Source organism: Mesorhizobium sp. LSJC280B00, from assembly GCF_000502835.1.
GTDB lineage: Bacteria > Pseudomonadota > Alphaproteobacteria > Rhizobiales > Rhizobiaceae > Mesorhizobium.
Genome location: NZ_AYVL01000001.1, coordinates 131,548 through 154,315, shown reverse-complemented (window position 1 = coordinate 154,315; position 22,768 = coordinate 131,548). Strand labels below are relative to the sequence as shown.

At 62.9% G+C, this 22,768-nt stretch carries 25 protein-coding genes and 1 pseudogene; 7 read left to right on the top strand and 19 right to left on the bottom strand.

What is annotated here, in order from left to right:
- Position 1: 1 nt before the first annotated feature.
- From X773_RS41445 to coxB, 5 genes are all read right to left on the bottom strand, one after another.
- Positions 2-634: a cytochrome c oxidase assembly protein gene (locus X773_RS41445; RefSeq protein ID WP_023674136.1), complete on the bottom strand. Its 633-nt coding sequence runs from the start codon at positions 632-634 to the stop codon at positions 2-4.
- A gap of 7 nt (positions 635-641) precedes the next feature.
- On the bottom strand, positions 642-803 hold the full coding sequence (locus tag X773_RS77215) for a hypothetical protein (protein WP_198023516.1): 162 nt from the start codon (positions 801-803) through the stop codon (positions 642-644).
- A gap of 2 nt (positions 804-805) precedes the next feature.
- The gene (locus X773_RS41435) at positions 806-1,750 is read right to left on the bottom strand and encodes a heme o synthase (protein WP_023674134.1); all 945 of its coding nucleotides are present in this window, start codon (positions 1,748-1,750) and stop codon (positions 806-808) included.
- Positions 1,751-1,826: 76 nt separating this feature from the next.
- Positions 1,827-3,479, bottom strand: coding sequence for a cytochrome c oxidase subunit I (gene ctaD, locus X773_RS41430; protein ID WP_031211058.1), 1,653 nt, complete (start codon positions 3,477-3,479; stop codon positions 1,827-1,829).
- Between the two features lie 38 nt (positions 3,480-3,517).
- Entirely contained in the window at positions 3,518-4,396 is an 879-nt protein-coding gene (coxB, locus tag X773_RS41425) for a cytochrome c oxidase subunit II (RefSeq protein WP_031211057.1), read from the bottom strand.
- Between the two features lie 371 nt (positions 4,397-4,767).
- Between coxB and X773_RS41420 the strand changes: the two genes are divergently transcribed.
- The 4 genes from X773_RS41420 (at position 4,768) to X773_RS41405 (ending at position 7,718) form a co-directional block, all read left to right on the top strand.
- The gene (locus tag X773_RS41420) at positions 4,768-5,292 is read left to right on the top strand and encodes an invasion associated locus B family protein (RefSeq protein WP_023674131.1); all 525 of its coding nucleotides are present in this window, start codon (positions 4,768-4,770) and stop codon (positions 5,290-5,292) included.
- Between the two features lie 138 nt (positions 5,293-5,430).
- Positions 5,431-6,915: a metallopeptidase TldD-related protein gene (locus tag X773_RS41415; protein WP_023674130.1), complete on the top strand. Its 1,485-nt coding sequence runs from the start codon at positions 5,431-5,433 to the stop codon at positions 6,913-6,915.
- A 151-nt stretch (positions 6,916-7,066) separates the two neighbouring features.
- The gene (locus tag X773_RS41410) at positions 7,067-7,342 is read left to right on the top strand and encodes an AbrB/MazE/SpoVT family DNA-binding domain-containing protein (RefSeq protein WP_023674129.1); all 276 of its coding nucleotides are present in this window, start codon (positions 7,067-7,069) and stop codon (positions 7,340-7,342) included.
- Complete coding sequence (locus X773_RS41405; protein WP_023674128.1) at positions 7,329-7,718, top strand: type II toxin-antitoxin system VapC family toxin; 390 nt, start codon at positions 7,329-7,331, stop codon at positions 7,716-7,718. Before X773_RS41410 ends, X773_RS41405 begins: the two co-directional genes overlap by 14 nt.
- A gap of 54 nt (positions 7,719-7,772) precedes the next feature.
- On the opposite strand, the pseudogene X773_RS41400 reads toward X773_RS41405, so the two are convergent.
- The 3 genes and pseudogenes from X773_RS41400 to X773_RS41390 form a co-directional block, all read right to left on the bottom strand.
- Positions 7,773-8,143 (bottom strand): annotated as a pseudogene (locus X773_RS41400) (antitoxin Xre/MbcA/ParS toxin-binding domain-containing protein).
- A gap of 75 nt (positions 8,144-8,218) precedes the next feature.
- Positions 8,219-9,460, bottom strand: a complete 1,242-nt coding sequence (locus X773_RS41395) for a class I SAM-dependent RNA methyltransferase (RefSeq protein ID WP_023674125.1) — start codon at positions 9,458-9,460, stop codon at positions 8,219-8,221.
- Positions 9,457-10,236 carry a TlyA family RNA methyltransferase gene (locus X773_RS41390; protein ID WP_023674124.1) on the bottom strand — a complete coding sequence of 260 codons (780 nt, stop codon included), beginning with the start codon at positions 10,234-10,236 and terminating at the stop codon, positions 9,457-9,459. The genes X773_RS41395 and X773_RS41390 overlap by 4 nt, the downstream gene beginning before the upstream one ends.
- A 175-nt stretch (positions 10,237-10,411) precedes the next feature.
- On the opposite strand from X773_RS41390, the gene X773_RS41385 reads away from it, so the two are divergent.
- A complete protein-coding gene (locus X773_RS41385; protein ID WP_023674122.1) occupies positions 10,412-10,813 on the top strand; it encodes a GFA family protein in 402 nt (133 codons plus the stop codon).
- A 68-nt stretch (positions 10,814-10,881) separates the two neighbouring features.
- Here X773_RS41385 and X773_RS41380 read toward each other — a convergent pair whose 3' ends face one another.
- From X773_RS41380 to X773_RS41350, 7 genes are all read right to left on the bottom strand, one after another.
- Positions 10,882-11,133 carry a hypothetical protein gene (locus tag X773_RS41380; protein ID WP_245274600.1) on the bottom strand — a complete coding sequence of 84 codons (252 nt, stop codon included), beginning with the start codon at positions 11,131-11,133 and terminating at the stop codon, positions 10,882-10,884.
- Between the two features lie 209 nt (positions 11,134-11,342).
- The gene (gene dxs / locus X773_RS41375) at positions 11,343-13,256 is read right to left on the bottom strand and encodes a 1-deoxy-D-xylulose-5-phosphate synthase (RefSeq protein ID WP_023674120.1); all 1,914 of its coding nucleotides are present in this window, start codon (positions 13,254-13,256) and stop codon (positions 11,343-11,345) included.
- Between the two features lie 81 nt (positions 13,257-13,337).
- Complete coding sequence (locus X773_RS41370; RefSeq protein ID WP_023674119.1) at positions 13,338-14,258, bottom strand: pirin family protein; 921 nt, start codon at positions 14,256-14,258, stop codon at positions 13,338-13,340.
- 9 nt (positions 14,259-14,267) lie between these two features.
- Entirely contained in the window at positions 14,268-14,534 is a 267-nt protein-coding gene (locus tag X773_RS41365) for a DUF2277 domain-containing protein (protein WP_023674118.1), read from the bottom strand.
- A 109-nt stretch (positions 14,535-14,643) separates the two neighbouring features.
- Entirely contained in the window at positions 14,644-14,895 is a 252-nt protein-coding gene (locus tag X773_RS41360; protein WP_031211056.1) for an exodeoxyribonuclease VII small subunit, read from the bottom strand.
- A 3-nt stretch (positions 14,896-14,898) separates the two neighbouring features.
- Positions 14,899-15,825 carry a histone deacetylase family protein gene (locus X773_RS41355; protein WP_023674116.1) on the bottom strand — a complete coding sequence of 309 codons (927 nt, stop codon included), beginning with the start codon at positions 15,823-15,825 and terminating at the stop codon, positions 14,899-14,901.
- Positions 15,826-15,958: 133 nt separating this feature from the next.
- Positions 15,959-16,612: a TetR/AcrR family transcriptional regulator gene (locus X773_RS41350; RefSeq protein WP_023674115.1), complete on the bottom strand. Its 654-nt coding sequence runs from the start codon at positions 16,610-16,612 to the stop codon at positions 15,959-15,961.
- Positions 16,613-16,730: 118 nt separating this feature from the next.
- On the opposite strand from X773_RS41350, the gene X773_RS41345 reads away from it, so the two are divergent.
- On the top strand, positions 16,731-17,954 hold the full coding sequence (locus tag X773_RS41345; RefSeq protein ID WP_023674114.1) for an MFS transporter: 1,224 nt from the start codon (positions 16,731-16,733) through the stop codon (positions 17,952-17,954).
- A 59-nt stretch (positions 17,955-18,013) separates the two neighbouring features.
- Here the strand turns inward: X773_RS41345 and ribB are convergent, their stop codons facing one another.
- Together ribB and aroC are read right to left on the bottom strand one after the other, a co-directional pair.
- On the bottom strand, positions 18,014-19,114 hold the full coding sequence (ribB, locus tag X773_RS41340) for a 3,4-dihydroxy-2-butanone-4-phosphate synthase (RefSeq protein WP_023674113.1): 1,101 nt from the start codon (positions 19,112-19,114) through the stop codon (positions 18,014-18,016).
- Between the two features lie 117 nt (positions 19,115-19,231).
- Positions 19,232-20,341 carry a chorismate synthase gene (gene aroC / locus X773_RS41335; RefSeq protein WP_023674112.1) on the bottom strand — a complete coding sequence of 370 codons (1,110 nt, stop codon included), beginning with the start codon at positions 20,339-20,341 and terminating at the stop codon, positions 19,232-19,234.
- 275 nt (positions 20,342-20,616) lie between these two features.
- Here aroC and X773_RS41330 point away from each other — a divergent pair, with 275 nt between their 5' ends.
- Positions 20,617-20,880, top strand: a complete 264-nt coding sequence (locus tag X773_RS41330) for a DUF1344 domain-containing protein (RefSeq protein ID WP_023716902.1) — start codon at positions 20,617-20,619, stop codon at positions 20,878-20,880.
- Positions 20,881-20,943: 63 nt separating this feature from the next.
- On the opposite strand, the gene X773_RS41325 is transcribed toward X773_RS41330, so the two are convergent.
- Both X773_RS41325 and fabI read right to left on the bottom strand, forming a co-directional pair.
- Positions 20,944-21,531: a histidine phosphatase family protein gene (locus X773_RS41325; RefSeq protein ID WP_023674110.1), complete on the bottom strand. Its 588-nt coding sequence runs from the start codon at positions 21,529-21,531 to the stop codon at positions 20,944-20,946.
- A 31-nt stretch (positions 21,532-21,562) separates the two neighbouring features.
- Positions 21,563-22,381 carry an enoyl-ACP reductase FabI gene (gene fabI, locus X773_RS41320; RefSeq protein ID WP_031211054.1) on the bottom strand — a complete coding sequence of 273 codons (819 nt, stop codon included), beginning with the start codon at positions 22,379-22,381 and terminating at the stop codon, positions 21,563-21,565.
- Positions 22,382-22,768 lie beyond the last annotated feature (387 nt).

Below are 22,768 nucleotides of genomic sequence, written 5' to 3'. Positions count from 1 at the left end.
ATCAACCCCCGAGGCTTGCTTCGGTATCTGAAATCTTGTTGCGGCGGCCGTCGGCCGGCACCGATGATGCGACCGGCTTGGTCTTGTCGACCGGGAACATCGTGTAGGACAGGGTAATCGTCGTCAGATCCTTCAATTCCGGCGCGTTGACGATGTCGGGATCGACATAGAAGACGACCGGCATGTCCAGTGTCTCGCCCGGCTTCAGCGTCGTGTCGGTGAAGCAGAAACACTCGACCTTGTTGAAGTAAGGTCCGGCCAGTTCCGGCTGCACGTTGAAGGTGGCGCGTCCAGTGATGGGACGGTTGAATTTGTTGGTCGCGCTGAAATGCGCCTCGGCGGTTTCGCCGATCTTGATGGTGATCGAGCGGGCGACCGGCTGGAATTGCCAGGGAACGCCGGCGGTGTTGGCGTCGAAGCGGATGGTGATGTCGCGATCGAGCACCCGATCGGCATATTGCTGGGTCGCCCGTTTGACGGTGCCGCCGTAGCCTGTCGCCTGGCAGAACATCGCATAGAGTGGTACCGCGGCGTAGGCCATGCCGATCATGCCGCCGAAAAACGCGATGCAGACGCCAGCGACGACGCGGTTCGTGTTTTTCTTCGTAGGATCGGTGACTGTTTGCCTGGTCATTGTGAGCTCACATCGAGCCGGGGAAACTGTGACCAAATTTCACGATGGTCGCGACGTAGAATATGACGACCAGCGCCGCCAGCGCGAAACCGATTGCGGCCGAGCGATTGCGGCGGGCCTTCTGCTGACGTTCGGTCAGCGTGACCAGTTCAAGCTTCTTTTCGGCCATGCTCATGCTCCACCAATGGTCAGCGCGCGCGAGACGACACAATCGCCAAGGTAGGCGGCGAAGATGGCGAAGAGATAGAGCAGCGAATAGCCGAACAAGGCCTTGGCCGGCTTCATCGCCCGGTCGTCATCGGCCATTTGCAGCACCTTCCACGCATACCAGACGAAGCCGGCGCCGAGCAGCAATGCAAGGATGCCATAGACCGGCGTGGTGAACCCGAGAACCCAGGGCAGCACGCCAACCGGCGCGAGGACCAGCGCATAGGCAAAGATCTGGCGTCTGGTCGAGGCCTGGCCGGCGACATTCGGCATCATCGGAATGCCTGCCTTGGCGTAGTCCTCCGACTTGAAGAGCGCGAGCGCCCAGAAATGCGGTGGCGTCCACAGGAAAATGATCAGGAACAGCACCAAGCTTTCGAGGCTCACCGATCCGGTTACCGCCGCCCAGCCTATGACCGGCGGAATGGCACCGGCAGCCCCGCCGATGACGATGTTCTGCGGCGTCCAGCGCTTCAGCCACATCGTATAGATGACGGCATAGAAAAAGATCGTGAAGGCCAGAAGCGATGCTGCCAACCAGTTGACCAGCACGCCGAGCGTCATCACCGACAGAACCGACAGCACCAGCCCGAAACTCAATGCCTCGCCTGGCCGGATGCGGCCGGCCGGCACGGGACGGCCGGCGGTGCGCGTCATCACCGCATCGATGTCTGCGTCATACCACATGTTGAGCGCACCGGAGGCGCCGGCGCCGATGGCAATAGCCAGGATCGCGATCACCGCCAGCAGCGGATTGATGGTCACCGGGGCGGCGACCATGCCGACAAACGCAGTGAACACCACCAGCGACATGACGCGCGGCTTCAGCAGGGCGAAGAAATCGCCCGCCGTCGCTTCCGACATGCGGAAGCCTGGCTCGTCAATCAGTCTGTCTTCGGCAAGGGCCATGCGTACTTAAAGTCCATCATTCCGTTGGCCAAAACCGCCGGCCGGCCGGCGGTTCCGTATTAAAGGAGGCAACCGCCTACTTGATCTTCGGCAACTGTTCCCACTGATGGAACGGCGGCGGCGAAGGCAGCTGCCATTCCAGCGTGGTCGCACCCTCGCCCCAAGGATTGGCGCCGGCGACCCGCTTCTTCTGGAACGCCTCGAAGACGCCGAACAGGAAGATGACGACGCCGACAGCCGAGATGTACGAGCCGTAGGACGACACCATATTCCAGCCGGCGAAGGCATCGGGATAGTCGATATAACGACGCGGCATACCGGAAAGCCCGAGGAAGTGCTGCGGGAAAAAGACCAGGTTGACGCCGACGAAAGTGACCCAGAAGTGAGTGTTCGCGATCACGGGCGAGTACATGTAGCCGGTCATTTTCGGGAACCAGTAGTACCAGCCGGCGAAGATCGCGAAGACCGCGCCCAGCGACAGCACGTAGTGGAAGTGCGCGACCACGAAATAGGTGTCGTGCAGCGGGCGGTCGAGGCCGGCATTGGCCAGCTGCACGCCGGTGACGCCGCCAACAGTGAACAGGAAGATGAAGCCGATCGCCCACAGCATTGGGGTCTTGAGCGAAATCGACCCGCCCCACATAGTGGCGATCCACGAGAAGATCTTCACACCCGTCGGCACCGCGATGACCATGGTGGCAAAGACGAAATAGCGCTGGGTGTCGAGCGACAGGCCCGTCGTGTACATGTGGTGGGCCCAGACGATGAAGCCCACCGCGCCGATGGCAACCATCGCATAGGCCATGCCGAGATAGCCAAACACCGGCTTCCTCGAAAAGGTCGAGATGATATGGCTGATGATACCGAAACCCGGCAGGATCAGAATGTAGACCTCCGGATGGCCGAAGAACCAGAACAGGTGCTGGAACAGGATCGGATCGCCGCCGCCGTCCGGGGCGAAGAAGGTGGTGCCGAAATTGCGGTCGGTCAACAGCATCGTGATGCCGCCGGCCAGCACCGGCAACGACAGCAGCAGCAGGAAGGCGGTAATCAGCACCGACCAGGCGAACAGCGGCATCTTGTGCATTGTCATGCCGGGCGCGCGCATGTTGAAGATGGTGGTGATGAAGTTGATGGCGCCAAGAATCGAGGAGGCGCCGGCGATGTGGATTGACAGGATCGCCAGATCCATGGCTGGTCCGGGCTGGCCGGATGTCGACAGCGGCGGATAAAGCGTCCAGCCGCCGCCGACGCCGTAAGCGCCGGGCGCACTCGGAACGAAGGCCGAGAAAATCAGCAGGATGAAAGCCGGCGGCAGCAGCCAGAACGAGACGTTGTTCATGCGCGGGAAGGCCATATCCGGCGCGCCGATCATGATCGGCACCATCCAGTTGGCAAAGCCGCCGATCAGCGCCGGCATCACCATGAAGAAGATCATGATCAGCGCATGCGCGGTGGTGAAAGCATTGTACATGCTCTTGCCCCCGTCGATGGCGGCGTCGCCGTTCATGCCGTAGACCATCTGCGCCAGGCCAGTGAAGATCTGGATGCCCGGCTCCTGCAATTCCATGCGCATGACGACCGACAAGGCGCCACCGATGCAGCCCGCCATGATCGCGAAGATCAGATAAAGCGTGCCAATGTCCTTGTGGTTGGTCGAATACACCCACCGGACCCAGCCATGATACGGCTTGTGGTCGTGGTCGTCGTGAGCTGCAGCGTGCGCCATGGTCGGCTCCGTTCCCTGAATCTTTTCTGGTCGCGGCATCAATTGCCGGCGGCCGCTACCTTGTTCGTGCCATCGACCTCGGCCATCAGCGCCTTGTTGGCGCCGGGAAGGTCGGTCTTGGCTGCCGCCAGCCAGGTCTTGTATTGTGCATCGGAGACGACGCGAATGGCGATCGGCATGAAGGCGTGGTCCTTGCCGCAGAGTTCCGAGCACTGGCCGTAATAGAGGCCTTCCTTGTCCGCCTTGAACCAGACCTCGTTGATGCGGCCCGGCACCGCATCGGTCTTGATGCCGAAGGACGGCATGGCAAAGGCGTGAATGACGTCGGTCGCCGTCACCAGCACCCGGGTCATGGTGCTGACCGGCACCACCATCTCATTGTCGACGGCGAGCAGGCGCGGATACGCGGCGCGATCTTCCTTGCCGGCAGCAGCCCTGTCGGCATCCTGAAGGATCGCGGAATTAAAGGAAAGCGTGTTGTCGACCTGGTATTCGTAGTCCCAGTTCCACTGATTGCCGGTCGCCTTGACGGTCAGCTTGGCTTCTTCCGGCGGCGTGTATTGCGCGGTCAGCAGCTGGAACGAGGGAATGGCGAGACAGAGCAGGATGACCACGGGACCGACAGTCCAGATGACCTCGATCAGCGTGTTGTGGCTGGTGCGCGACGGCGTCGGGTTGACGCTCGCCCGGAACCGCAAAATGCAATAGGCAATCAGGAAAAGCACCAAGGCGGTGATCACAATGATGAACGCGAACGAGTAGTTCCCGAACCACTCGATCTGCCTCATAATGTCGGTCGCCGGAGGCTGAAAACTGGTTTCCCAAGGTTGGGGCTGGGCTGCATGAGCGGATGCAGCGGCAAACAACGTGGCGGCGGCACTAGCTACGATTTTGGCGGTTGCCAGGAATTTTCTCATCGCCCTCGTCATCTCCCAGTTCCTCGCGATCGGACCGCAAGAATGTCGAACAATGCCGGGACGGGAATCCCGGACAATTCAAGGCTGGTTCAAACCATACTCTATTTGCCTCCGCAAGAAAGGAGCGCCGGAACCCGTGCGGCATTTTTGCGCGCAAGCGCGGCGCTGGCTTCGTGCGGTGACGGCTCGCCGCGAATCACCAGAGCGGCATCCGGGTAGAATGAGCTGCGCGGCGCGCGGAACCGTCGCAATTAGGGCGAAATTGGCACGGAAAAGCGCATTGTTGCCTGTGTCGGGGCGGATCGCCGGGGTCTCGTCCTTTACTTGGGTTTAGTGCGGCTTAAAGTGCCGTGATTCGCAATGGAGCCGTCATGAACCCTTGGCTTTCGAGAACCTTGGCGAAGGTCATCTTTGTTGCCGCCGCAATAGCCTTGTCCGGCGCCGGCCTGGCCAATGCCGCGCAGCCAAGCGGCACGGTGAAGTCAACGCATGGGGCGTGGTCGATCATCTGCGATACGCCCGCCGGTGCTACATCCGAACAATGCGTGATGATGCAGAACGTCGTCGCCGAGGACCGTCCGGAAATGGGTCTTTCCGTTGTCGTGCTGCGCACAGCCGACAACAAGGCCGAAATCCTGCGTGTGCTGGCGCCGCTCGGCGTGCTGTTGCCCAACGGCCTCGGCCTCAATGTCGACGGCAAGGATATCGGCCGCGCGTATTTCGTGCGCTGTTTCCAGGACGGCTGCTATGCCGAGGTCATCCTGGAAAAGCCGCTGCTCGACACGCTGAAGACCGGTACGTCCGCCACCTTCATCGTCTTCCAGACGCCGGAAGAGGGGATCGGCATTCCCGTCGACCTCAAGGGTTTCGCCGACGGCTTCGCCGCCCTGCCTTGAGACCGGGTCTTGTAGCACGATCCAGTGATGATCCAGTGATGTTGACCGGCCGGGTCACGGCAAATCTCATTTCAGATTGTCTGTGCGGGCCTTCGCGCCTACATCGTGGGAAACAATCCTCCTGCGAATGGACCTGCCATGAACAGCCTGATCGGCCAATTTGACATTTCCGACGATCGCATCAAGCAAATCGTTGCCGAGACTATTAACGGCGCCGACGACGGCGAACTGTTTCTCGAATATAGCGAAAGCGAATCGCTGATGTTCGACAATGGCAAGCTGAAGACCGCGAATTTCAACACCGACCAGGGTTTCGGCCTGCGCGCCGTCGCCGGCGAAGCCAGCGGCTACGCCCATTCCAGCGATCTCTCCGAAGCCTCGCTGCTGCGCGCCGCCGATGCCGTTTCGACGGTGAAGAGCGGCTATTCCGGCACGCTTGCCGCAGCGCCTGCCCGCACCAACCGCCATCTCTACAGCGACGGAAACCCTATCCCCTCGCCTTCCTTCGAGGCCAAGGCCAAGCTGCTTCAGGAAATCGATGCATGGCTGCGGGCCGAGGATCCGCGCGTCAGGCAGGTGACGGCGTCGCTCGCCGCCTCCTGGCAGCATGTCGAGATCGTGCGCGCCGACGGCCAGATGGTGCGCGACATCCGTCCGCTGGTCAGGATCAACGTGTCGGTGGTGGTCGGCGACGGCGACCGCCAGGAGAGCGGCTCCTACGGCATGGGAGGCCGCAAGGATTTTGGTGAATTCCTGATCGAGGACAGCTGGCGGCACGCGGCCAAGGAGGCATTGCGGCAAGCGCTGGTCAATCTCGAAGCGGTTCCAGCACCTGCCGGCACTTTCGACATCGTGCTGTCGAGCGGCTGGCCGGGCGTCATGTTGCACGAGGCCGTCGGCCACGGGCTGGAAGGCGATTTCAACCGCAAGAAGACGTCGGCCTTCGCCGGCCTGCTTGGCCAGCAGGTGGCGGCGAAAGGCGTCACCGTCGTTGACGACGGCACCCTGCCCGAGCGGCGTGGTTCGCTTACCGTCGACGATGAGGGCACGCCATCGGCCCATAACGTGCTGATCGACGATGGCAAGCTGGTCGGCTACATGCAGGACCGCCAGAACGCCCGGCTGATGGGCATGAAAGCCACCGGCAACGGGCGACGCCAAGGTTACGCGCACGAGCCTATGCCGCGCATGACAAACACCTACATGACAGGAGGCGACATGGAGCCGGACGAGATCATCGCCTCAGTCAAGAACGGCATCTATGCCGTGTCGTTCGGTGNAGGAGGCGACATGGAGCCGGACGAGATCATCGCCTCAGTCAAGAACGGCATCTATGCCGTGTCGTTCGGTGGCGGCCAGGTCGACATCACTTCGGGCAAGTTCGTGTTCGGCTGCACCGAAGCCTACATGATCGAGAACGGCAAGGTGACGCAACCGATCAAGGGCGCCATGCTGATCGGCAACGGGCCGGATGCCATGCATCGGGTTTCGATGGTCGGCAACGATATGAAGCTCGACACCGGCATCGGCATGTGCGGCAAGGCCGGACAGGGCGTGCCGGTCGGCGTCGGCCAGCCGCATCTCAGGATGAACCAGATGACAGTCGGCGGCACCAGGGTTTGATGGAGTTGACGCCGAATTATCGCCGCTCCGGAACAACCAATCCCCGCCGCCCACTGCCTTGTCATCGCTTTAAGTAGGAGTAGCTTGCGCCTTGAATTTGCCGAGAGCTTCGACTATCTTACATTCGTCTTACACCTAAGGACGTGCCGAGATGGCTGCCGCAGAGAAGCTCGTAACTACGGTCTCGACCAAGGGACAGGTCATCCTGCCCAGCGCGATCCGGAAACGGAGGGAATGGCATGCCGGCACACGCCTTCTGGTCGAGGATACCCCGGAGGGCGTGCTACTGAAGCCTGCGCCAGTCTTCGCCGAGACGCGGCCAGAGGACGTGTTTGGATCGCTGCGCTATAGCGGCAGGCCGAAGACGTTGGAAGAAATGGACGCGGGCGTGCTCGCCGAAGCGCGGCGGCGCCATGCTCGCAATTGATACCAACCTGATCGTCCGCTACCTGACGGGCGATCACCCGTCGCAGTCTTCCCGCGCCCGGGCGCTGATCGATAGCCAGCCGGTCTTTGTCGCCGTCACGGTGATGCTGGAAGTCGAATGGGTGTTGCGCAGCGCCTACGGTTTTGCGCCGCTTGAAATCGCCCGTACGCTACGGGTGTTTAGCGGGCTTCCCACGGTAGAGGTGGAAGACGGGGCGGTCGTGTCGTCCGCGCTCGACCTCTCGGAACAGGGGTTGGATTTCGCTGACGCGCTGCATCTGGGCAAGTCCGCTCACTGCGCTGGCTTCGCGACTTTTGACCGCAAGTTCGTCAGGGCCGCGAAGGCGGCCGGATACGAACGCGTGCAAGAAGCATAGCAGCTCACAGCGGCCCAGCGCGGCACAAAAGCGCGCCACAGGGTCAGCCTGGTTTCAGGCATAGATGCCGGAGCGGACTGCCTCCAGATAGGCAAGCACCTTGTCCGTCTTGCCTTCGCGAACCAGATCGTAGGCGGTCTTTCCGGCCCAACCGGGGATCGGCTGATGCTTGAACCAGATCGCCGCACGATGTTCATCACCGGCCATCTCGCCGGCCATCGCCAGGATACGGACGATGGGACTCAATGCGGCGTCGACCTTGCGCGCACCGGACTTGGCGGCAAGCGTGTTGCGCGCGAGACCGGTCAGCCCCGCCAGTTCTGTCATATTAACCCCTAGCAGTTCAGCGACCCGCCTTGGCGAGAGAAACGCGCCCGCTCCTCGCCGAAGCGCCATGCCGAAATTTCGAAGGCTGCGGTGCTCATGGCAATTCCCTAGCACAGTCTGAACGACGTGCGTTCAAAATGTGCTTTTTTGGTGCGCGTTTCAGGCCCTGGCTGCTAGCGCCTTCGTCTCGGCTTCTCCAACAGCGCCACGACCTCGACATGCGGCGACCACAGGAACTGGTCGATCGGCGTCACGCTCTTCAGGGCGTAGCCGCCGTCCATGAGGATGCGTAGGTCCCGCGCCAGCGTTACCGGATTGCAAGACACCGCGGCGACGAGCGGCACGTCGGAGCGCGCGATCTGCTTCGACTGGTCCTCGGCGCCGGCGCGAGGCGGGTCGAAGACAACGCCGTCAAAGGCATTCAACTCCTTGAATGTCAGCGGCCTCCGGAACAGGTCGCGACGTTCGCCGGTCACCCGCTTCAGGCCGCTGGCGAAACGGAATGCCCGGTCGAGCGCCGCGAGTGCTGCCGCATCGCCTTCCACCGCATGAACCTCCGATCTTGCGGCTAGGCGCAGCGCGAAGCTGCCGCAGCCGGCGAAGAGATCGGCGACCTTTTTGGCGCGCGCGAAATGCTGGACGACAATGTTGGCCATCGCCTGTTCGGCAGCCTCGGTCGCCTGCAGGAAAGCGCCCGGAGGCACTGCGACGGCGACGCCACCAAACAGGACGACCGGTTTGTTTGGTTCGATAATGACTTCGCCGTCGACCGACAGCCTGGCTAGCCGCTCGGCGATGACGAAGTTGGAAGCGACGCGGCGCTGGTTCTCGCCGAGCTTGCCGGAATCGTGAACCGCGACATCGAGGCCGGAACCGGTCACCGTCACCGCCATGTGGAACGATTTGGTCGTGGTGCAGATCAGTCCGGCAAGCATCCTCAAACGGTCGAGCGCAGCGACGATCTGCGGCGCCGAGATCGGGCATTCCTCGATCGAGATGATCTCGGATGACAGCGCGCGAACGAAGCCGAACTGCATTCCCGCCTCGCTCCGCCGGGCGGTGAAGACGACACGGCGGCGTGTGTGCGGCGCGCACGGCACCAGCGCCCCGACATCGCAAGCGATGCCCTTGCTCTTCAGCGCATGCACGACCTTTTCGCGCTTCCACCGGTGATAGGCTTCAGTCTCGAGATGCTGGACGGCGCAGCCGCCGCACGCGCCGAAATGCCGGCACGGCGGATCGACCCGCAACGGCGAAGCCTCAAGGACCGACATCAAGGTGGCGCGATCTTTCTCCCGCGCGGCGGTGACGACCTCTCCCGACAGCGCGAACGGAATGAAAACCTCGCCGGTTTCCGTCTCGGCGATGCCGTCGCCCTGCGAGCCCAACCTTGCGATCGTGAAACGGGTGCTCATCGCCTCTGGGTCTCGACGTCCTTGATGCCGCCGAGCAGGAACTCGCGGTTGCCGTCGCCGCCCTCTATCGGTGACAGATGAAGCCCCAGCGAGCGCCAGCCGGGAATGGCATCGAGCCAGTCCTGCATCAGGCCGGCAATGCGCGCCGCATCATAGGGGTCCTTCAGCAGGCCGCCCTTGCCGATCGCCTCGCGGCCGGCCTCGAATTGCGGCTTGACCAGAAACACAGCTTTTGCGCCATTCCTGGCCAAGGCAAGCGCCGGCGGCAGCGCCAGTTTCAGCGATATGAAGCTGACATCCGAGACGATGAAATCCGGCACACGGCCGCCGAGATCGGCGGCCGATAGTTCGCGCGCATTCAGGCCTTCAATTACCGTCACGCGCGGATCGCCGGCAATGTCGGAGTGCATCTGGCCGTGCCCGACATCGATCGCCGTGACATGCGCCGCGCCGCGTTCGAGCAGCACCTGCGTAAAGCCGCCGGTCGAGGCGCCGACATCGAGCGCTTCGTTGCCGGTGGGGTCGAGGGCGAAATGGTCGAGACCAGCCTTCAGCTTCAGTGCAGCGCGCGACACGTAACCTTGCGCCGGATCGTCAACGACGATGTTGCACTCAGGCAGAACGGCCTGGCCCGGCTTGAGGGCGACGATGCCATCGACCGTCACGGTGCCGCGCTCGACCGCGTCGCGGGCACGCGAGCGGCTGGCAAACAGGCCGCGCTGGACGAGCAATTCGTCGAGCCGCTGGCGTATGCTGGCTGGCGGAAGGGAAGTCATCGGCCTTCATGGCGAAAGCCAACGATGATGGCAAGGAATTTGGCGATCAGACAAGGCATAGTTGGAAAGGCGGTGAGCGCATCAAGCCGCTGCGCTGTTTGTCGAGCCTCGCACGAGACCCGACGCAATGCTAAGAAAGAGATGCCGTTTAGCCGTCGAAACGTGGAGGAGGAACATGCTGACGGGAACCTGCCACTGCGGCGCAGCCCACTGGACCCTGGAGGGCGATCCCGGTTCGATCACTGCCTGCAATTGCACACTTTGCCGTCGCTACGGCACGCTCTGGGCTTACGACTATGTCGACGAACGCATCCGCCTTGCCGGGCCCGTAAGCGCCTATCGGCGCGTCGGAAAGGCTCATCCTTCGCTTGAGATTCTCTTCTGCCCAACCTGCGCTTGCGTCCTGGCCTGGCGCGGTTTGCATCCCGAGGCGGCTGGGCGCTACCGCATCGCCGTCAATGTGAGGCTTGCGCCGCCCGAGGCCGTCGCCGATCTCCCGATCGACCATTTCGAGGGTCTCGATACATTCGAGGATTTGCCGAGAGATGGTCGCTGTGTGCGGGACATGTGGTTCTAGTTTCTAGAGTCTCTTCGGGATCATGCTTTAGAATATGGTCCGCGAAACCCGCCGTTCGACGGCCGGCGTCAGACCGTCGCTGCTGTCGCCGGACACCTGTGTGCGCGCCGGTCAGCGGAACTGGACGCCTTCGGCAAGGTATCGGGCACGACGGCGAATTGCGGCGCCTGCTTGTAGGAGAAGCCGCCACGGATTTCGCCGATCTTGCCGGCGACGACGCCCATCACCGCCTCTTCGAGTTTGCGGTCGTAGCGCGTTTCGGCTGTAGCCGACAAGACGAAGATGGCCGCAAGCGCGATGCCGCCCAAAAGCGATCTCATTGGTCTGCTTTCCCCTGCCTGTTGCCTTCTAGCAGGGCAGCGTTGAAGAACGGCCAAAGGACACGGTAAGCAAATCGCCAAACGGCAGCGTAAACAGCATGTTACGATTGTTCGCCGGTAATTTGATTCAAGCGTTTGAGATATTGATTCAGACTAGCATCTTGCAGCCAAGTTGAATCGCGTCGGCGTCGCGGGAATGCGTCTAAAAGCTAGGCGCGCTGGGCCTGCGCGGTATGCCCCAGCGCCACGAACACGGTGCGCACGATGCCGGCGCTGTCCAGCCCGGCATCGGCATACATCTTTTCCGGCTTGGCATGGTCGACAAATGTATCGGGCAGCACCAGCGGGCGCACCTTCAGGCCGCTCTCCAGCAGCCCTTCATGGGCCAGGAACTGCAGCACATGGCTGGCGAAGCCGCCGACCGCGCCCTCTTCCACCGTCACCAGTATCTCGTGTGAACGGGCCAGCCGCCGGATCAGGTCCTCGTCGAGCGGCTTGGCAAAACGGGCATCGGCGACCGTGGTCGAAAGCCCGGCCGCGCCAAGCTCCTCGGCCGCGGCCAGGCAATCCTGCAGCCTGGTGCCGAAGGAAAGCAGCGCAACCTTGGTGCCTTCCCTGACGATCCGGCCCTTGCCGATCTCCAATACCGAGCCGCGTTGCGGCATCTCGACACCAACGCCGTTACCGCGCGGGTAGCGGAAGGCGATCGGGCCGTCATCGTAGCTTGCGGCGGTGCGTACCATGTGGCGCAGCTCGGCCTCATCGGCCGCGGCCATGACGACGAAACCGGGCAGCGTCGCCAGGAAGGTCGTGTCGAAGGCGCCGCAATGGGTGGCACCATCGGCGCCGACGAAGCCGGCGCGATCGATCGGAAAGCGCACCGGCAATTTCTGGATCGCCACGTCGTGGACGACCTGGTCGTAGGCGCGCTGCAGGAAGGTCGAGTAGATCGCCGCGAAAGGCTTGAAGCCTTCCGTGGCAAGGCCGGCGGCGAAGGTCACCGCATGTTGCTCGGCGATGCCGACATCGAAGGTCCTCGCCGGAAACGCTTCGCCGAACAGATCAAGCCCGGTGCCGTTCGGCATGGCGGCGGTGATGGCGACGATGCGGTCGTCCTCTCGGGCCTCCTGGATCAGGCTTTCGGCAAACACCTTGGTGTAGCTCGGCGCATTGGCGGGCGCCTTGGCCTGGGCGCCGGTGATGACGTCGAATTTGTTGACGCCATGATATTTGTCGGCCGCCGCCTCGGCCGGGGCGTAGCCCTTGCCCTTCTGGGTCACGACATGGATCAGCACCGGGCCGTCGGCATTGTCGCGGACGTTCTTCAGCACCGGGATCAGGTGCTCGAGGTTGTGACCGTCGATCGGGCCGATGTGGTAGAACCCCATTTCCTCGAACAACGTGCCGCCGGTGACGTAACCGCGCGCATGCTCGACCGCTCGCTTGATGGCGCGATCGGCGCGCTCGCCGAGATACGACGTCAGCTTCTTGCCGAAATCGCGCAAGCCTAGATAGGTCTTGCCCGACGCCAGACGGGCCAGATAGGCGCTCATTGCGCCGGTCGGCGGAGCGATCGACATATCGTTGTCGTTCAAGATGACGATCAGCCGGGCATCGAGTGCGCCGGCATTGTTCATCGCCTCATAGGCCATGCCGGCCGACATGGCGCCGTCGCCGATGACGGCAATGACATTGTTGCGGCCATCGGACAGATCGCGCGCCATCGCCATGCCGAGGCCGGCTGAAATCGAGGTCGAGGAGTGGGCTGCGCCGAACGGATCGTATTCGCTCTCGACGCGACGCGTGAAGCCGGACAGGCCGCCCTCCTGCCGCAGCGTGCGGATGCGGTCGCGGCGGCCGGTCAGGATCTTGTGCGGATAAGCCTGGTGGCCGACGTCCCAGATCAGCCGGTCGTCCGGCGTGTTGAAGACGTAATGCAGCGCGACAGTCAGTTCAACGACGCCGAGGCCGGCGCCGAGATGGCCCCCGGTGTGGGAAACGACGTCGATCAGTTCGGCGCGAAGCTCTGACGCCAGCTGCGGCAGGTCGCCTTCGGCAAGCGTGCGCAAATCGGCTGGGACGCGGACCTTGTCGAGAAGCGGCGTATCGGGCTTTGCGTTCACTGTTTGCGAGCCTGGTCAGATTTTCTGTTCATCGTGAAATATGCCGCTGGCCGGCGAATGTAAATGTGGCGGTAACGCGCATCAGCTTTCGGGCAGCGGGATGAACTCTTGCTCGTCTCCAGGAACGATATCGAAGCGGCCCGTCTTCCATTCTTCTTTCGCCTGCTCGATGCGTTCCTTTGAGGACGATACGAAATTCCACCAGATATAACGTTTCGAACCGAGCGAAGCGCCGCCAAACAGCATGAAATGGGCGCCGCGTTCCGATGAGACAACGATTTCATCACCGGGCCGGAAAACCAGCAGCCGCTCGGCCGGGAAGCGGTCACCGGATATCGAAACCTCGCCTTCCAGCGTATAGATGGCGCGCTCCTCGGCATCGGCCGGGATTTTCACGCTGGCACCCGGCGCCAGCCTGAGATCGGCATAAAGCGTGTCCGAAGCGGTGGCGACCGGGGAGCGCAGTCCGGAAAACGCACCGATGATCACACGGCCGCTAACCCCCTCCGCATCGATTTCGGGCAGGCGCAGGGCCGCGGTGTTTTCGAAGACCGGCGCGACTTCTTCCTTGCCGTCCGGCAGCGCCAGCCATGTCTGCAGGCCGGAAACCGACATCGGCGCGCCGCGCAGTTCTTCCGGCGTGCGCTCCGAATGGACGATGCCACGGCCGGCGGTCATCAAATTCACGTCCCCGGGCTGGATTACCATCTCGGTGCCGAGCGAATCGCGGTGCCTGATCTTGCCATCGAACAGGTAAGTCACCGTAGACAGGCCGATATGTGGGTGCGGACGCACGTCGAGCGCCTGGCCCGCTCGCAGTACGGCTGGACCCATGCGGTCGAAGAAGATGAAGGGTCCGACCAGCCGGCGCCTGGCCGTCGGCAAGGCGCGGCGAACCTGAAATCCGCCGATGTCCTTGGCGTTCGGAATGACCATCAGCTCGATCTGATCGCTGGCGAAGGCATCGCCCATCTGCGGATCGTTTCCGGGAAAGAAGCTCACGCGGTCTCCTCAGGCGAAGCGAAGTACGGATTTGGCCTTCGCCTTGGCCGCCACCTCTTCGCGATTGCGCGGATGCTGCGTCGTCTCGAGGCTGTCGAGCAATTCGCGCGCCGAGGCGGCAATGGCCTCGACGGCATGGTCGAACGCATGCTGGTTCTGTTTCGACGGCCGCGTCGTTCCGCTCAGCTTGCGGACGAACTGAAGCGCGGCATCGCGGACCTCGTCATTGGTTGCCGGCGGATCGAAATTGAACAGGGTTTTGATGTTTCTGCACATCGTTCGCAATCTCCTCTCGTCCTGGAGCCGTTTCAAACGGGATGAGTTTTACCCTCAATCGTGATGATGTCCAAAGCCGGTAAGCAAAATTGTCGTTCGAGGCCGCGCCTCAATCCGCGTCCAACGGCTCTGTCCCCACCGGCTTGCCGTCACGCGACAGCCTGATTTTCTCGACCTTGTCCTCGGCCGCCTTCAGCAGCCGGTCGCAATGCGCCTTCAGCGCCTCGCCGCGCTCGTAGATGCGGATCGACTGGTCGAGCGGAACGTCGCCGCGCTCCAGATCGTCGACGATCCTCTCCAGCGCCTCGAGCGCCTGCTCGAAGCTCATCGCCTTGACATCCTCGTTAGTCTCACCAGCCATCATCTATCCCTTCATCAGCCGCCCGACATGGGCGGCGACTGAAAATGCCAATCCCTGCAGATCGTAGCCGCCCTCGAGCACGCTGACGAGCCGGTTGCGGCTACGGCGCCCGGCTCGTTCGAGCAACTGGCCGGTCGCCCAGTCGAAATCATCCTCGGTCAGGTTGATCTCGGCCAGCGGATCGCGGTGGTGGGCATCGAAACCGGCGGAGATGATGATGAGGTCGGGCGCAAAATTGTCGAGCGCCGGCAGGATGCGTGACAGAAAGGCGTCGCGGAAACTATCGCTGCCGCTCTGCGGCGCCAGCGGCGCGTTGACGATGTTGCCGGCGCCGGTTTCGCTCACGGCCCCGGTTCCCGGGTAAAGCGGCATCTGGTGTGTCGAGCAATAGAGCACCGATGGATCGTCCCAGAAAATGTCCTGCGTGCCGTTGCCGTGATGCACATCCCAGTCGACGACGGCGACGCGGTCGGCGCCATGGTTCTTCTGCGCGTAGCGTGCCGCGATCGCGGCGGTGTTGAACAGGCAAAAGCCCATGGAGGTGGTCTTTTCGGCATGATGGCCGGGCGGCCGTGCGGCGACGAAGACGTTTTCGGCACGGCCGGTGAAGACGTCGTCGACCGCGGCGTTGGCTGCGCCGATCGCGGTCACGGCCGCCTGCCAACTCTTCGGGCTGGCGGTGGTGTCGGCGTCGATACGGGCGATGCCGGTGTCCGGAATCGCTGCGCGGACACGTTCGACGAATTCGGGCGGATGCGCGTAGAGGATGGTTGCCTCGTCGCCTTCGGGCGCCTGGACGCGATCGAGCGCCGCGAAGGCCTCGTCGTCAAGCACACGCTCTATGGCGCGCAAACGGTCCGGCCGCTCCGGATGACCGGGCGGTGTTATGTGCTCGAGGAAAATCGGGTGGGTGTAAAGTCTCGTGACCATGCCCCGATATAGGCGCGCCTCGCCGCTTTGGCCATGTTTTCGCGCGCTGGTGAGGCGATGTTCAACAGGGTTTAGGCAACCGGCGTCGGCTGAGCCCACCGCGAGCCGCCTGGGATCGGCGAAAAGAATGGCCTCAGGCCGGTGATCGGTCAATCTGGGGCTGCTTCGCTGACGATCGATCAGGCTGAGGCAGCTTGCCGGTGCGATTGAGCAGCCCTTCCAGAAGAACCTTGAACGCCCTCACTGCCTTCTTCGATGTCGCTTCAGGATCGTTCGAATTTGCGATCCACTGCGCCGCATGCAACGAGGCGCCGCTGACCAGCCTTGCCGCGGCTTCGGGATCGACGGCGAGAATTGTCCCCCCGTCGCTCAGTCTTTGCAGGCTCTCTGTCATCGAGCGGATGCATGTGCTCTGGCTTGGCCATTGCGATGGATCGCCGAGCACCGCCGGCCCGTCGCGAAGCACAATACGCTGGATCTCCGGCTCCAGCGCCATCTCGATATAAGCGGTGCATTCGTCGACAAAGCCCTGCCAGAGATTGTCCGGCTTGGCCGAAACGACCTTCAGCCGGGCCGACATTTCGGCATCGATCTCGGCGATGACCGCCTGGAGAAGGCCCTTCTTGTCGCCGAAGTGATGATAGAGCGCGCCGCGCGTCAGCCCGGCCGATGCCGTGAAATCGTCCATCGAGGCTTCGGCATAGCCGAGCGTACCGAAGGCGTGGCGTGCCGCGGCAATCAGCTTGGCGCGGGTTTCGGCAATCATCTCCTTGCGTGGTCTGTGCATGCTCTGGCCCTATTAACATACGCTTCGTATGCCAATTGACATACGCCGCGTATGATCTATTTAAATTCATACGCCACGTATGTAATCGCCGAACCGGCCGTTGTCGAGGAGCCAGACCATGCAAAATCCCTATTCCCAGATCTTTCGCGCGCCCGGCGCCAAGGGCTTTGCCGCCGCCGGCTTCGCTGCCCGGCTGCCGATCGCCATGGCTCCGATCGGGATCGTCGCGATGCTGTCGCAGACCGATGGCGAATACTGGCTGGCCGGCGCCGTCTCCGCGACATATGCGCTGGCCAACGCTTTCGTCGCCCCGCAGGTATCACGGCTGGTGGACCGCCTCGGCCAGACGCGGATTGTGGTGCCGACCACTGTGATTTCCACGCTCGCTTTCGCGATCCTGATTGCGGCGGCCAATCAGCATTGGCCGATATGGACGCTATTCGTCTCGGCGCTGCTCGCCGCCGTCATGCCCAGCATCCCGGCAATGGTGCGCGCACGCTGGACCGAGATTTTTCGCAACCGCCCCGAGCTGAACACGGCGTTCGCCTTCGAGTCGGCGGCGGACGAACTGGTGTACATAGCCGGCGCATCGCTGTCGGTAGGGCTGAGCGTCGCGCTTTTCCCGGAAGCGGGAGTGCTCGCGAGCACATTGTTCCTCGCCTTCGGTTCGACGGCCTTCATCCTGCAGCGCTCGACCGAACCGCGAGCCCGACCGGTGGAACATGATTCAGGCGGCTCGGCAATCCGCCTGCGGCCGGTCCAGATCATCACCTTGGCCCTGATCTTCATCGGCGCGACCTTCGCCACCACGGAGGTGAGCACGGTGGCGATCACCAAGGAGCTTGGCCAGCCAGGGGCCGCCAGCTTCGTCATCGGTGTCTACGCGCTCGGATCGTTCGTCGTCGGCATCATCATCGGCGCCCTGAACCTGAAACTGCCGCTGCAAATTCAGCTTGCCATCGCAATCGCCATCATTGCGCTTACCACGCTGCCGCTGCTCGTCGCCGACACAGTACCGCTGCTGGCACTGGCCGTCTTCGTCAGCGGCGTGGCGATTTCGCCGACCTTCATCACGGCATTCGGCCTGATCGAACGGCGCGTGCCCGAGGCGGTGCTGACCGAAGGCGTGACCTGGGTGATGACCGGCATCGGCATCGGCATGGCGCTCGGCTCGTTCGCCGCCGGCTGGGTGGTGGACGCTTTCGGCGCGCAGAACGGGTTCTGGGTATCGGTGGCATCGGGCACAATCGCGCTGGTCATCGTGCTCGCCGGCCAGCGCAGCCTTGCCGCGCCGAACTGCGAGATGGCTGCATGCGACGCAGCCGCGGTCGCTGCGGAATAGTTTCCGGTGCGTCCGGCCCCGAGGCGGGGCCGGACGCATACCAGCATCGTGAGAATGGCCTAAAGAATCTCGGTCTTGGCGATGTGGATGCCAAAACCTTCGAGGCCGACATAATGGCGCTCGCGCGAGGCGATCAGATTGATCGAGGAAATGCCGAGATCCTTGAGGATTTGCGCGCCGAGGCCGATCTCGCGCCATTCGTTCTCGCGCCGGCGCGCCTCTTCATGATCCTCGCGGTCGCCGGCAGCCGGCCGCTTGCGCTCCTGATGGGCGACGCCGACCGAGCCTTCGCGCAGATAGACGATGACGCCGCGCTGGCGCTCGCCCATCGCCTTCATGATGGCGTCCAGCCGGTGGCTGGTGCCGAAGACGTCGCTGACCACGTCCTCGGAATGAAGGCGCACCGGCACCTCGACGCCGTCGCGGATATCGCCAAAGACGACCGCCACGTGATGCATGGAATCCCAGGGCAGCGTGTAGGTGAAGACCTGCGCCTTGCCGCCGGGCGTCTCGATGTCCGAACAGGCGACGCGCTCGACCAGCGTTTCCTTGCGTTGCCGGTAGGCGATTAGGTCGGCAACCGAAATCTGCTTCAACCCGTGCTTTTCCGCGAAGGCCTGCACCTGCGGGCCACGCATGACAGTGCCGTCATCATTGACCAGCTCGGAAATGACGCCGACCGGCGGCAGGCCGGCGAGCTTGCAGAGGTCGACAGCGGCTTCGGTATGGCCCGAACGCATCAGCACGCCGCCTTCGCGCGCGATCAGCGGAAAGATGTGGCCGGGGCGGACGAAATCGGAGGCGCCGACATTGCCGTTGGCGAGATTGCGCACCGTCAGCGTGCGGTCGTCGGCCGAAATGCCGGTCGTGGTGCCGTGCTTGAAGTCGACGCTGACGGTAAAGGCAGTGGTGTGGGCGGAATCATTGTCGGCCACCATCGGCGACAGGTTGAGCCGCTTTGCTTCCTCGCGCGGCATCGGCGTGCAGACGATGCCCGACGTGTTGCGAACGATGAACGCCATCTTTTCCGGCGTGCAATGGACGGCGGCGACGATCAGGTCGCCCTCGTTCTCGCGTCCGTCATCGTCCATGACGACGACGATCTCGCCGCGCTCGAAGGCGCGCAGGGCTTCAACGATCTTCTTCTGGTCGTAAGGCATGGGTGCTCGCTTCGCTCGCAGGGAGTAGGGGAATAGGGCAGTACGGCAGTAGGGGAAAGCGAAAATGGCTGCCTGCCGGGCATTAACATAAACATACTGCCCTACTGCCCTACTGCCCTACTCCCCTACTCCCCTACCTGTCTGTCCCCGATGACGCAGATAATGATCCGCAATGGCGCAGGCAACCATCGCCTCGCCGATCGGCACGGCGCGGATGCCGACGCATGGATCGTGGCGGCCCTTGGTCATGATCTCGACGTCGTTGCCGTCCTTGTCGATCGACTTTCGCGGCGTCAGGATCGACGAGGTCGGCTTGACGGCGAAACGCGCGACGATCGCCTGGCCGGTCGAGATGCCGCCGAGGATGCCGCCGGCGTTGTTGGATAGGAAGACCGGCTTGCCGTCATTGCCCATGCGCATCTCATCGGCATTCTCCTCGCCGGTGATGCGGGCGGCCTCGAAACCGTTGCCGATCTCGACGCCCTTGACGGCGTTGATCGACATCAGGCCGGCGGCGATGTCCTGGTCGAGCTTGGCATAGATCGGCGCGCCAAGCCCCGCCGGAACGCCGTCGGCGACGATCTCGATGACCGCACCGACCGAGGAGCCCGCCTTGCGGATGCCGTCCAGATATTTGGTGAAGACGGCGACGGACGCCGGATCAGGCGTGAAGAACGGGTTTTCGGCGTCGCCGACGAAATTCCAGTTCCAATTGGCGCGATCGATCGATTTATCGCCCATCGACACCAGCGCGCCGCGCACCACCATGCCGGGCACGACCTTGCGGGCAAGCGCTCCGGCCGCCACCCGCGCCGCCGTCTCACGCGCCGAGGAGCGGCCGCCGCCGCGGTAATCGCGCAGGCCGTATTTGACCTCGTAAGTGTAGTCGGCATGGCCCGGCCGGAACTGGCGGGCGATGTCGCCATAGTCCTTGGAGCGCTGGTCGACGTTCTCGATCAGCATCGACACCGGCGTGCCGGTGGTGATCATCGTCTCGCCGTCCTCATCGAGGATGAAGCCGGACAGGACCTTGACCTCGTCAGGTTCGCGACGCTGCGTCACAAAACGTGACTGGCCGGGGCGGCGCTTGTCGAGTTCGGCCTGGATCTCGTCGCGGCTGAAGCGGATGCCTGGTGGACAGCCGTCGACGACGCAGCCCAGCGCCGGCCCATGGCTTTCGCCCCAGGTGGTGACGCGGAAAAGATGGCCGAACGTGTTGTGCGACATGGAACCAGCCCTGCCGGCGTCGAAGCCGGCTCAGCGCATGACCCCGAAAATCGGAGCGATTTTCGGAAAGGATCATGCACAAAATCAAAAGTGCTACAGCGTCCTTTGCGCGCCCAGGAGGACGCGCGGCGCTGTCGCCTGCCTTCTATTGGCGTTTTCCACAGTGGTCAAACTGTGATCCCGCGGATTTAGTTTTGACACATTCGATTGGTTTCTGCTCAGTTCTGTTCCGTTGGACCGAGCCGCTGTACCGGCAATGATTAAAGAGGACGATGATGCGTATCCTGATTGGCGCTGTTGCCGCCACGCTGTTGATTTCCACCGCCGCCTTCGCCGGCCAGACCGAAGGCCTGATCAAGAAGGTCGATAAGGATGCGCTGACGCTGACGCTGGACGACGGCAAGTCCTACAAGCTGAACGCCGAAACCGACCTCGATGCGCTGAAGCCAGGCATGGACATCGTCCTCGCCTACGACGTGACGAATGGCGAGAACGTCGTCACCGACATGGAACTGCCGGACACCGGATCGACGGAATAGGGCGCGTCGATATTCAGCTGAGGCCGGCCCGACCTGATCTCAACATAGGCTACGTCATCGGTCTCAAAGCCACTCCAGGCGCCGGCCGTCCAGCCTGAGCACGCGGTCCTGCGGCACTTCCATGCTGACCGCATCTTGTTCGGACATCCCCAGCACGAAGCGGAACAGCGCGCGCATGACGCCACCATGGGTCACGCAGACCGTCTGGCGATCGAGCGCGTCGAACCACGGCTTCACCCGTTCGAGCAGCATCTGGTAGCTTTCGGCGCCCTCGCCGGGCGGCTGGAAATTCCATTTATCGAGGCGGCGGCGCCTGGTCGAACCGGGATTGTTCGCCTCGAGTTCGGCAAAGGTGAAACCCTGCCAGTCGCCAAAGCTCAATTCCACGAGCAGCGGCTCGGTACGATAGGCGTGCGGATGGAGCTTCATCGCCGCGCGCAGGCGCTCCATCGTCTCGCGCGTGCGCCGCATCGGGCTGGCGACAAAGTCGAAATCTTCGGGCTTGTCGATGAGTTCGGCCAGCCTGCGCCCGTTGCGGCTAGCCTGCTCGCGGCCGAGCTCGTTGAGGTCGGTATCGGCCTGCCCCTGCAACCGGGCCTCGGCGTTCCACGCCGTCTGGCCGTGGCGCACGATATAGACGAGCGGGTACATCAGGTCTTCCGGAAGAGGTCAGGCGGTGGCGTCAGTCCTTGACCGTCGAAATATCCGGCGCGTCGACCGCCTTCATGCCGACGACATGATAGCCGGAATCGACGTGATGGATCTCGCCGGTGACGCCGCGCGAAAGGTCGGACAGGAAATAGACGCCGGAATCGCCAACCTCCTCCTGCGTGACCGTCTGCTTCAACGGCGAATTGTATTCGTTCCATTTCAGGATATAGCGGAAATCGCCGATGCCGGATGCGGCAAGCGTCTTGATCGGGCCGGCGGAGATCGCGTTGACGCGGATCTTCTTGGCGCCGAGGTCGACGGCCAGATAGCGCACGCTGGCTTCGAGTGCCGCCTTGGCGACACCCATGACGTTGTAGTGCGGCATCACCTTTTCCGCACCGTAATAGGTCAGCGTCAGCAGCGAGCCGCCGTCGGTCATCAGCGCCTCGGCGCGTTTGGCGATGGTGGTGAAGGAATAGACCGAAATATCCATGGTACGCAGGAAATTGTCGCGCGTCGTCTCGACATAGCGGCCGGTCAGCTCGTCCTTGTCGGAAAAGGCGATGGCGTGGACGAGGAAATCGAGCTTGCCCCAATGGCTGGCGATATCGGCGAACACCGCATCGAGGCTGGCCGGGTCGGTCACGTCACAATGGCCGGCGACATGCGCGCCCAGTTCCGCGGCAAGCGGCTCGACACGTTTCTTGAACGCCTCGCCCTGATAGGTCAGCGCGATCTCGGCGCCGTGGTCGACACAGGCCTTGGCGATGCCGTAAGCGATCGAGCGATTGTTGGCGATGCCAAGGATAAGGCCGCGCTTGCCGGCCATAAGGCCCCGTCCACCCGCCATGTCAGCGCTCTCCGCAAGGTTCTCTACTTTGTGGAGTGCCTATCGCACAGCCACAGTGCCCCTTCAAGCGTTCAAAGCGGACAGTTCGGGGGACAAAGCGGTTGCTCAACAGCGCCGCGCGTCGTTTGGGCGCGCAAAGGACGCTGTAGCGCCTTGACCTTGCGGTCGTGGGCCAGTGGAAAAATCCGACACTGGTATCGGTGTGGCACGGCGGAAGATGACCCTTTGGCGGAAGTTTCGTTGGCCAGCGGCCGAAGTCACGCTCATGACCCCGAGCCGACTTCCATACTTTGGGCCGTGGACGATCGCTTTGCGCCTCATCTCGGCCATTCAAGTTAGCTCGGCCATTGCCTTAAACCGGACATTATAGGCGACCGCGCCGGGGGC

Coding starts and splice junctions, on each gene's coding strand:
- X773_RS41410 (WP_023674129.1), top strand. CDS start 7,067: ATGGCTGCCGCAGAGAAGCTCGTAACTACGGTCTCGACCAAGGGACAG.
- ctaD (WP_031211058.1), bottom strand. CDS start 3,479: ATGGCGCACGCTGCAGCTCACGACGACCACGACCACAAGCCGTATCAT.
- X773_RS41360 (WP_031211056.1), bottom strand. CDS start 14,895: ATGGCTGGTGAGACTAACGAGGATGTCAAGGCGATGAGCTTCGAGCAG.
- X773_RS41385 (WP_023674122.1), top strand. CDS start 10,412: ATGCTGACGGGAACCTGCCACTGCGGCGCAGCCCACTGGACCCTGGAG.
- X773_RS41395 (WP_023674125.1), bottom strand. CDS start 9,460: ATGAGCACCCGTTTCACGATCGCAAGGTTGGGCTCGCAGGGCGACGGC.
- X773_RS41325 (WP_023674110.1), bottom strand. CDS start 21,531: ATGTACCCGCTCGTCTATATCGTGCGCCACGGCCAGACGGCGTGGAAC.
- X773_RS77215 (WP_198023516.1), bottom strand. CDS start 803: ATGGCCGAAAAGAAGCTTGAACTGGTCACGCTGACCGAACGTCAGCAG.
- X773_RS41380 (WP_245274600.1), bottom strand. CDS start 11,133: ATGAGATCGCTTTTGGGCGGCATCGCGCTTGCGGCCATCTTCGTCTTG.
- X773_RS41405 (WP_023674128.1), top strand. CDS start 7,329: ATGCTCGCAATTGATACCAACCTGATCGTCCGCTACCTGACGGGCGAT.
- X773_RS41420 (WP_023674131.1), top strand. CDS start 4,768: ATGAACCCTTGGCTTTCGAGAACCTTGGCGAAGGTCATCTTTGTTGCC.
- X773_RS41365 (WP_023674118.1), bottom strand. CDS start 14,534: ATGTGCAGAAACATCAAAACCCTGTTCAATTTCGATCCGCCGGCAACC.
- X773_RS41330 (WP_023716902.1), top strand. CDS start 20,617: ATGCGTATCCTGATTGGCGCTGTTGCCGCCACGCTGTTGATTTCCACC.
- X773_RS41345 (WP_023674114.1), top strand. CDS start 16,731: ATGCAAAATCCCTATTCCCAGATCTTTCGCGCGCCCGGCGCCAAGGGC.
- X773_RS41435 (WP_023674134.1), bottom strand. CDS start 1,750: ATGGCCCTTGCCGAAGACAGACTGATTGACGAGCCAGGCTTCCGCATG.
- X773_RS41350 (WP_023674115.1), bottom strand. CDS start 16,612: ATGCACAGACCACGCAAGGAGATGATTGCCGAAACCCGCGCCAAGCTG.
- X773_RS41355 (WP_023674116.1), bottom strand. CDS start 15,825: ATGGTCACGAGACTTTACACCCACCCGATTTTCCTCGAGCACATAACA.
- aroC (WP_023674112.1), bottom strand. CDS start 20,341: ATGTCGCACAACACGTTCGGCCATCTTTTCCGCGTCACCACCTGGGGC.
- ribB (WP_023674113.1), bottom strand. CDS start 19,114: ATGCCTTACGACCAGAAGAAGATCGTTGAAGCCCTGCGCGCCTTCGAG.
- coxB (WP_031211057.1), bottom strand. CDS start 4,396: ATGAGAAAATTCCTGGCAACCGCCAAAATCGTAGCTAGTGCCGCCGCC.
- fabI (WP_031211054.1), bottom strand. CDS start 22,381: ATGGCGGGTGGACGGGGCCTTATGGCCGGCAAGCGCGGCCTTATCCTT.
- X773_RS41390 (WP_023674124.1), bottom strand. CDS start 10,236: ATGACTTCCCTTCCGCCAGCCAGCATACGCCAGCGGCTCGACGAATTG.
- X773_RS41445 (WP_023674136.1), bottom strand. CDS start 634: ATGACCAGGCAAACAGTCACCGATCCTACGAAGAAAAACACGAACCGC.